The organism is Helcobacillus massiliensis, assembly GCF_014191425.1.
GTDB classification, from domain to species: Bacteria; Actinomycetota; Actinomycetes; order Actinomycetales; family Dermabacteraceae; genus Helcobacillus; species Helcobacillus massiliensis.
In genome coordinates, this window is sequence record NZ_JACHWP010000014.1 from 22730 (window position 1) to 30839 (window position 8110).

At 70.5% G+C, this 8110-nt stretch carries 9 protein-coding genes and 1 pseudogene; 7 read left to right on the top strand and 3 right to left on the bottom strand.

The window, feature by feature from the left end; all coding sequences use genetic code 11:
- The first annotated feature begins 19 nt into the window (after window positions 1-19).
- From FHX50_RS10645 to FHX50_RS10660, 4 genes are read left to right on the top strand one after another with little or no spacing between them, the layout of a single operon-like run.
- Window positions 20-598, top strand: coding sequence for an MptD family putative ECF transporter S component (locus FHX50_RS10645; RefSeq protein ID WP_183377178.1), 579 nt, complete (start codon window positions 20-22; stop codon window positions 596-598).
- Window positions 582-1283 carry an energy-coupling factor transporter transmembrane component T gene (locus FHX50_RS10650; RefSeq protein WP_158239525.1) on the top strand — a complete coding sequence of 234 codons (702 nt, stop codon included), beginning with the start codon at window positions 582-584 and terminating at the stop codon, window positions 1281-1283. Before FHX50_RS10645 ends, FHX50_RS10650 begins: the two co-directional genes overlap by 17 nt.
- Window positions 1280-2683, top strand: coding sequence for an ABC transporter ATP-binding protein (locus FHX50_RS10655; protein WP_281368101.1), 1404 nt, complete (start codon window positions 1280-1282; stop codon window positions 2681-2683). The genes FHX50_RS10650 and FHX50_RS10655 overlap by 4 nt, the downstream gene beginning before the upstream one ends.
- A complete protein-coding gene (locus FHX50_RS10660) occupies window positions 2680-3330 on the top strand; it encodes a 4'-phosphopantetheinyl transferase family protein (protein ID WP_183377180.1) in 651 nt (216 codons plus the stop codon). Before FHX50_RS10655 ends, FHX50_RS10660 begins: the two co-directional genes overlap by 4 nt.
- 69 nt (window positions 3331-3399) lie before the next feature.
- Here FHX50_RS10660 and FHX50_RS12170 read toward each other — a convergent pair.
- Window positions 3400-3516: pseudogene (locus tag FHX50_RS12170) on the bottom strand (IS5/IS1182 family transposase); the annotation flags it as partial.
- Window positions 3517-3574: 58 nt separating this feature from the next.
- Here FHX50_RS12170 and FHX50_RS12305 point away from each other — a divergent pair.
- Window positions 3575-3703, top strand: a complete 129-nt coding sequence (locus FHX50_RS12305) for a hypothetical protein (protein WP_259923696.1) — start codon at window positions 3575-3577, stop codon at window positions 3701-3703.
- A 68-nt stretch (window positions 3704-3771) separates the two neighbouring features.
- Here the strand turns inward: FHX50_RS12305 and FHX50_RS10665 are convergent, their stop codons facing one another.
- Window positions 3772-4842 (bottom strand): CPBP family intramembrane glutamic endopeptidase, encoded by a 1071-nt coding sequence (locus FHX50_RS10665; protein ID WP_183377181.1) that lies wholly within the window; start codon window positions 4840-4842, stop codon window positions 3772-3774.
- Window positions 4843-4853: 11 nt separating this feature from the next.
- Window positions 4854-5513: an HAD family hydrolase gene (locus tag FHX50_RS10670; protein ID WP_183377182.1), complete on the bottom strand. Its 660-nt coding sequence runs from the start codon at window positions 5511-5513 to the stop codon at window positions 4854-4856.
- Between the two features lie 128 nt (window positions 5514-5641).
- On the opposite strand from FHX50_RS10670, the gene FHX50_RS10675 reads away from it, so the two are divergent.
- Both FHX50_RS10675 and FHX50_RS10680 read left to right on the top strand, forming a co-directional pair.
- Window positions 5642-5947 (top strand): hypothetical protein, encoded by a 306-nt coding sequence (locus tag FHX50_RS10675; RefSeq protein ID WP_183377183.1) that lies wholly within the window; start codon window positions 5642-5644, stop codon window positions 5945-5947.
- 63 nt (window positions 5948-6010) lie between these two features.
- Window positions 6011-8014, top strand: a complete 2004-nt coding sequence (locus tag FHX50_RS10680) for an HSP90 family protein (RefSeq protein WP_183377184.1) — start codon at window positions 6011-6013, stop codon at window positions 8012-8014.
- Window positions 8015-8110: the final 96 nt, after the last annotated feature.

Sequence of the window (8110 nt, forward strand, 5' to 3'; positions counted from 1 at the left end):
TGCACACAAAGGAAACACCATGAAATTCACTCCCAAAGAGCTCATTGCCCTGGGTATTTTCACCGCCGTCTACACCGTCATCTACATGGCATTCAATATGCTCGGGGCGGTCGCGCCGATCCTGCAGCTGGTGGGCGCCACGCTCGCTACCCTGCTGAACGGCATCACCTTCATGCTCTTCCTCACCCGCGTGCGCCACGCGGGACTGATCACCCTGATGGCGCTGCTGCTGGGCATCCTGGTGACGATCGCCGGCCACCACCCCATCAGCATCGTCACCGCCCTGGTGGCGGGAATCGCCGCAGACGTCATCGCCTCTCGCGGCGGATACCGCGCCACGGTCCCGACCGTGGTGGCCTATGGCGTGTTCAACCTGTGGGTGGCCGGCGGTTACCTGCCGCTGCTGTTCATGCGCGATTCGGTGCTCTCGGAATACCGCCGGCAGATGGGGGATCAGTGGGCCGATGCATTCAATGCACTGTTCAGTCCTGCGGTCATCATTGTGCTGATCATCGGCACCGTGGTGGTGGGCATGATCGGTGGGTGGATCGGTCGGCGTGCGCTGTCCAAGCACTTCGAGCGTGCCGGACTGGCCTGACGTGTTCGATGTCCGGTCCCTCGTCTTCACGGTGGTCACCCTCGACGCGCTCGTCCTCGCCGCCCTCCCCCGCCGCATCGACCTGCTGGCGCTCGCCGTCCTGATGCTCCTGCTGCTCGCCTACCGGCTGTGGCGTCAGCTCTTGGCACTGGTGGCTCTGGCAGTGGTGTTGCTGGGCGCCGCCTGGCTGCTCAGGTTGGGCAGCGGTCCGGTAGTGGGGGCGCTGGGGATCGCCGTGCTGTACCTGTGGCGGTACTCCCTGGCCGGGGCATTCGGCTGGTTCCTCATCACCCGGGTGAGGCCCACCGAATTCATGGCGGCGATGACCCGCATGCGCATCCCCCAGTTCCTGGCGGTGCCCATCGCGGTGGTGCTGCGCTTCGTGCCCACCGTGCTGACCGAGGGCCGGGCGATCATCGATGCCATGCGCATGCGCGGGCTGCTCGGCGGTCCGCTCTCGGTGCTGCGCCACCCCATCCGCACCGCGGAATACCTGGTCATTCCGATGCTGGCCGGGGCGGTGCGGGCCGGTGACGAGCTGACCGCCTCGGCGCTGTGCCGCGGTTTCGGCTCCCCGGGGCGGCGCACCACCATCGTCCAGCTGCATTTCGGGGTGGCCGATGTGGCGCTGATGCTCGTGACGGTGGCGGTGGCCGCCTACGGATTCGGGGTGGGGCTGCGATGAGCGAAGCCGTACGGCTCAGCGGGGTCACGGTGCGCTACGCCGGCAGCACGGATGAGGCACTGCGCGACATCGACCTCACCCTCCATGCCGGGGAGGTGATGCTGGTGACCGGCCGCAGTGGGTGCGGGAAATCCACCCTCATGGGCCTGGTGAACGGCCTGGTGCCGCATCTGCACACGGCCGAGATCAGCGGCAAGGTGGAGGTGCACGGCCTCACCCCGGCCGATGAGGAACTGCATCAGATGGGGCGCGTGGTATCAACGGTCTCCCAGAACCCTAGGACCCAGTTCTTCTGCGCCGATTCGACGGCGGAGATGGCCTTCGCCGGGGAGAACGCCGGGCTGGAACCGGATCTCATCCGCCGGCAGATCGCTGCTGTCACCGAAAGGTTGTCGATGACCCGCCTGCTGGGACGGCCGGTCGCGCAGCTCTCGGGCGGCCAGAAGCAGCAGGTGGCGATCGCCGCCGCGGCGGTCAATGATCCGCAGCTGTATGTGCTGGACGAGCCGACCTCGAATCTCGACGATTCCGGAGTGGAGGCGGTGCGGAGGCTGCTGGGGCACCTGCGGGAGGCGGGCTCCACCGTGCTCATCACCGAGCATCGGCTGGCGTTCCTGCGCCGGCTGGTGGACCGGGTGGTGGTGCTCGATCGCGGGCGGATCGCGATGGACGTGCCGGCCGCGGAGTTCTTCGCGCTCGACGATGAGCGGCGGCGTGAGCTGGGCCTGCGCCGACTGTCGGAGGAGGCGGGATCAGCGTCGCCGGCGGGCGCCCGGAGCACCGCGGAACAGGGCGCTGGCGGCCTCGAGGTGGAGGGGCTGTCCTACCGCTACCGTCGCGGGCTTCCCCCTGCCCTCGTGCTGGATCGCCTGCATGTCCCCCGCGGTCGCGTCACCGTGGTCACCGGACCCAATGGAGCGGGGAAGTCCACCATGGTGCGGGTGCTGTCGGGGCTCGCCCAACCGCAGCGCGGCACCATTCGCCTGGACGGCAAGCCGCTCGATCGGCGCGCGCTACTGGCTTGCAGCCACGTGGTCATGCAAGACGTGAACCGGCAGCTGTTCTCCGACACCGTGGAGGGCGAGCTGGTCACCGGTGCCGGGCGCCGGCAGACCGAGGGGGTGCTGGAGGGGCTCGGGCTCGACGGCATGGGCGAGCGGCATCCCATGTCGCTCTCCGGTGGGCAGCGGCAGCGCCTGGCAGTGGCGGCGGCGGTGGCGGCAGAAGCCGACCTGGTGTTCTTCGATGAACCCACCTCCGGGCTGGACCACGACGGGATGCTCGCGATCGCACAGCTCGCCCGGCGCCTGGCGGATGACGGCCGGGTGGTCGTGATCGTCACCCATGATCAGGAGCTCGCCGCGGAGTGCGCCGATGTGGTGGTGAGCGTCGGTCGGTGAAAATCCGGGTGCGCGTGAGTGCGGTGCAGTCCGTCTCTGCGGGGATCTTGTCGGCTGCGGAGCGTGAGCGGGCGGCAGGGTTCCGCCGCGAGGCGGACCGCGCGGCGTACGTCGGCGCGCATGTCTTGTTGCGCACGGAGCTGAGCCGGGCGGATCCGCTGGTCGAGCCGGCCCAGTGGGAGTTGGACCCGCGCCGGCCCGGCCGCGTACCCGGGCACCGCTGGCGGTGGAGCCTTTCGCACACGCGCGGGCAGGTGGCGGTGGTCATCTCGCCCGGAGTGGCATGCGGCATCGACACCGAGGCCGGTGACGTCTCCGGCTGGGAGGCATGGGGGCGCGAGGTCCTCTCGGGGGCTGAGGGGCGCTGGCTTTCCTCCCTGCCGGCGGGGGTCAGAGACGCGGGCTTCCGCCACTTGTGGACGGTGAAGGAGGCACTCGCCAAGGCCACGGATCGGGGGCTCGGGGCGTGGCTGAGGGGCGTGACGGTCAGCCTCGGCGCGCCGATCACGGTGTCCGATGAGGAAGGGCGGCTCCCCTTCACGGTGTCCTTGGCGGCGGGGGCGGTTCCCACGGCGGTGGCCGTCGCGGGCGAAAGTCGGGGCGTGGAGTGGGTGTTCGCGGCCGACCCGCCGGCGGCAGGCAGGTAGGCGCGTTTTCGGCGGCTCTGCGTGGCACCCGACCGCCGCTCCGGGATCGTGGCGGCGATGTCCCGTTCGTGCAGCCTGCCCGGGGGTCAGCACGAACGCGAGCGCGCGGCCTTTCCCGTCGCAGACCAGGTGATTCTTGGTCGTCAACCCACCGCGAAAACGGCCGATCGCGTGATCAGGAGGCTCGGCCCCGAACTTCCTGTAGTTCGACCTGGCCCCCTGTGTCCCGCTTGAGGGTCGTGCCGTGCTGATGCACGCGCACGTGCTGGAGTCGTTCGCGAGGTACGTGGCGCCCGAGCTCGGCTGGGTGCCCGCGACCGAGGGGCCGGCGACGGGGTACACCCGCGAGGAGCTCAGCGCCTACGGGGTGTGAGGCCCCGTCGGCCGACGGGTTCCATGCGTTTCAGCGCTCTTGATCCCGATCGAGGGCGCTGAAACGCATCAAACGGTCGGCGACGGCGATGCCGGTGGTCCGGGCGGCGTCGGCGCCGGGGGCCGGCCGGCGAGCTGGCCCTCCTTGCGGAACTGCCCGGTCGCGGCGAGCACGGCGAGGATGACCGCGAGCGCCGCCCACATCGGCACGCCCGCGGGCCCGGCGAGGATCATGTTCGGCGGGTGTTCGGCGTCGCCGAGCAGGATCAGTGCGCCGGCGGAGGCGTTGAGGGAGGCGTGCGCGAACACGGCGGGCCACACGGAGCCGGTGCGCAGCCGCAGGAAGCCGAGCAGAGAGCCCATGAGGATGCAGAAGATCGTCATCAGGCCCACGCCGCGCAGGTCGTACAGCCCGTAGTTGTGGCCGAGCAGGGTGATCGGCGCGTGCCACACGCCCCAGATCGCGCCGGAGAGGATCAGCGCGGGCCACACACCGAGGGGGCGCAGGCGGGGCAGGAGCCAGCCGCGCCAGCCGATCTCCTCGCCGAGCGCGGGGATGAGGATGACGATGAGGGCGTTCAGCGGCGCCGCGAGGATCTGCAGCCAGGCGAGCAGCGCGGGGTCCATGGGGGTGCCCGGCGGGATCATCCGCGCGGCCATCGAATAGTCCTGGAGGTCGAGCTTCACCAGGCCGACCGCGGCGGTCAGGAACGGCAGGGCGAGCAGCAGCAGCCACATGCCGACGAAGGCGGCGAGGGTGACGCCGACTGTGCGCTTCCACGGCTGCAGCGGCCAGATGCCGAGGTCCCGCAGGCGGTTCTTCCCGGGCCGCTTCATAGTGAAGGTGACGATGAGGGCGGCGATGGCGGGGGTGAACATCAGCAGCACCGGCAGGATGACGGGCAGCCAGGCGCCGACGGTGTTCAGGCCGTTCTCGCCGAGGTGCAGCGGCAGCATGACGAGCCAGCCGAGGCCGTAGGCGATGGCGATGAACACGGCGACGGGTCCCCACGCGACGGTGGTGCGGTCGGGGATGGGGCCGTGGATGCCGGTGGCGGCGGCGCCGGTGGGGGCGGCGTCGGGGCGGCCGACGGGTGCCGGGCGGTCGGCGGGGTCGGGGCCGACGGGTTCTTCGGGCATGCGCTGTCTCCTCAGCAGGTGGCGGGCAGCAGGCAGGCGCGCAGCTGCTCCAGGGTGTCGACGAGATGGGTGGGGCCGGCGGCGGCGACGTCATCACGCGAGGCGGCGCCCCAGGTGACGCCGATGGTGGCGACTCCGGCGGCTTGCCCGGCGCGGATGTCGGTGGGGGCATCGCCCACGTAGACGGTGTCCTCGGGGGCGGAGCCGGACAGGTGCATGGCCCGCAGGATGGGGTCGGGAGCGGGCTTGTTGCGGGGAACGTCGCCGTTGCCGATGAGCAGGGGGACGGCGGGCAGGCCGGACACTTCGATGCCGCGGTGGGCGAGGCCGGGGTACTTCGCGGTGACCACGCCGATCTCCACACCCTCCTGTTCGAGGAAGAGCAGGAGGCTGCGGACTCCGCGGAATGCGCGGACCTGGTCGTCGTGCTTGGCGCGGTTGATGCGGCGGTACGTCTCGACGAGCTCTTCGACGCGGTCGGGGGCGATGGGCCGGAAGGTGTCCTCGAGGGTGAGGCCGATCCAGCTGCGGACCTCGTCATCGCTGAACGGCGGGATCCCCGCTTCCGCGAAAGTGGCGTGGAACGATTCGATGATCAGCCCGATGGTGTCGAGGAGGGTGCCGTCGAGGTCGAACAGGACGGTGCTCCAGCGCGGTTCAGCAGGGCTCACGGGAGTCCTTTCGTCGTGGTGCGGGGCCGGGCCGGCAGGGCACCACCGTATCGGGGGCCGACGGGTGCCGGCACGTGCGTTCCGCTGCCCCGACTTTAAATGTCGCTCCCCCTTTCTACGGTGCCGCCATGACTGACACGATGACCTCCCCGCAGATCCTGCTGCAGAACCCGTCCGCGCCCCCGGCCGCTCCGCCGGTCCTTCCGCTGCGCCTGGAGCGCCGCGCCGATGGGCAGTGGGTGGAGGTGTGGCCCGCCGCGTGCGATCAGTGCCGGCGCCCGGGCCGGTGGGCGCGGCCGGGCTGGCACTTCTGTCGGTGCCCGCAGGCCCGGGCGGGCGGGCACCGGCTGCTGCGGTGCAAGTCGTGCCCGCGGGAGATCGTGCTGGGGTGCGCCACGGGTGCTGAGGCCGTGCCGTATCGGCAGCTGCGCTGACAGTTATCCACAGTGGAGCGCTCGCCGATGGACGTCGTCCGGCCCGACCCTAGACTCAGAATCATGGATCCAGACCTCACGCCTTCCCCAGATCAGAGCCACCCGTTCCAGGTCGACCTGCGCGCGGTGGTGGAACTGCTGAGCACGAACATCTACTCCCATCCGAGTGTGTTCGTGCGCGAACTGATCCAGAACGGCCGGGACGCGATCGCGGCTCGTGTCGATGCGGCGCGCGTCGGCGAGACCGACCCGTTCTCCGAGGAGGACGGCCTCATCACGATCACCCCGAGCGGCACGGACAGCCCCGAGCTGACCGTGCATGACAACGGCGCCGGCATGCAGCACGAGGAGATGGCGCAGCTGCTGGCCACCGTCGGCCGGTCCTCGAAGCGGGACCTGCTGGAGGCGCCGCGCCGCGACCGGCTCGGCCAGTTCGGCATCGGCCTGCTGTCCTGCTTCATGGTGTCGGACGAGATCGTGGTGGAGACCCGGCCGGCGCGCGGCGGCTCCGCGTCCCGCTGGGTCGGCCGGACCGACGGCACCTTCACCATCAGCCGCCTCAGCGACTCCGAGGGCGACCAGCTGCCCGTCGGCACCACGGTGCGGCTGAGCCCGCGGGAGGACCGCCGCGACCTCACCCAGTACCGGCAGGTGTGGGAGCTGGCGGTGAGGTTCGCGGAGTTCCTGCCGGTGCGGGTGCGGGTCGATGGCCCGCGCGGCACCGAATCGCAGGTGAACCGCGATGCGATGTTCGACCGCGGCATCGCCGGTGGGCTCAGCGCCGCTGGCCCGGCCGGCGACCCGGTCATGGCGTTCACCGAAACGGACGAGCTCAACCGCCTCATGCAGTACGGCACGGAGCTGCTCGGTGTGCAGCCGCTGGCCGTGATTCCCCTGGAGATCGAGGAAGCGGGCACTCGGGGCACGGCGTTCGTGCTGCCGTTCGCGCCCAGCCCCGGCGCCCGGCAGGCCACCCGCGCCTACCTCGGCGGCATCCTCGTGGGCGACTCGGTGCCGGACCTGCTGCCGGAGTGGGCGTTCTTCACCCGCGTGGTGCTGAACTCCACCGGCCTCACCCCCACCGCGAGCCGCGAAGGGTTCATCCAGAACGCGGCGTTCGCCGCTGTGAAGCGCGGCATCGCCGACCAGCTGCGCGCCTGGGTCGTGGACCTCGCCCAGAACAACCGCCTCGGGCTCACGGCGTTCCTCGAGGTCCATGACCTGCCGCTGCGGTCCCTCGCCCAGCATGATGAGGAGCTCGCGCGGATCATCCTGCCGCACCTGACGTTCGAGACCAGCGCCGGGCGGATGCTGCTGAGCGACCTGGTGCGCACCTCGCCGCAGGTCCGCTACGCGGGGTCGATCCAGGAGTTCCGGCAGATGGCGGGCGTGCTGAGCCCGTCGGAGCCGGTGATCAACGCCGGGTACGTCTATGACGAGCAGCTGATGCCGATGATCGAGCGGGTGTTCCCGCACGTCACGGCGCAGCGCCTCGACGTTCGCGACGTGATCGCGCAGCTGGCGGAGGTGATCGGTCCCGAAGCGGAGCAGGCGCGCCACCTGGAGCGGGCGGCGCAGGAGGCGCTGACGGACCTCGACTGCACCGTGCAGGTGCGGACGTTCCGCCCTCTGGAGGTGAACGCCCTGTACGTGGTGGATCCGGACATCCTGCGATCGATGGAGCTGCGGCGCCTGGAGGAGGAGACCGACGGGTTCTGGGGCGACCTCATGCGCGACATGTCCCCGCCGGCGGAGTCGGCAGAGCAGATCGCTGCTGAGGATGCGGCCACGCTGGTGCTGAACTGGGCATCGCCGCTGGTGCGCGTGCTCGCCTCCTCCGAGGACGACGTGGTGGTGTCCCGCACCATCCGGATGCTGTACGTGCAGGCGATGCTGGTGGGACAGAACCCGCTGCGCCGCGCTGACCGGGCCGTGCTGAACGAGTCCCTTTCGGACATGGTGGCGCTGTCCACCAGTGTGCTGCGCTCGGACATCTCCGCGGCCGATTTCACCGACGCCCCGGGGGACGACGATGCTCCCGGTCCCGCATCCGGGCCGACGAAGTAGGCTCAGGACATGCGACCTCTTCAGCAGCAGATCATCGCCGAGATGGGCGTCAAGCCGTCGATCGACCCGGCGCCGGAAGTGCGCGCCCGCGTCGCA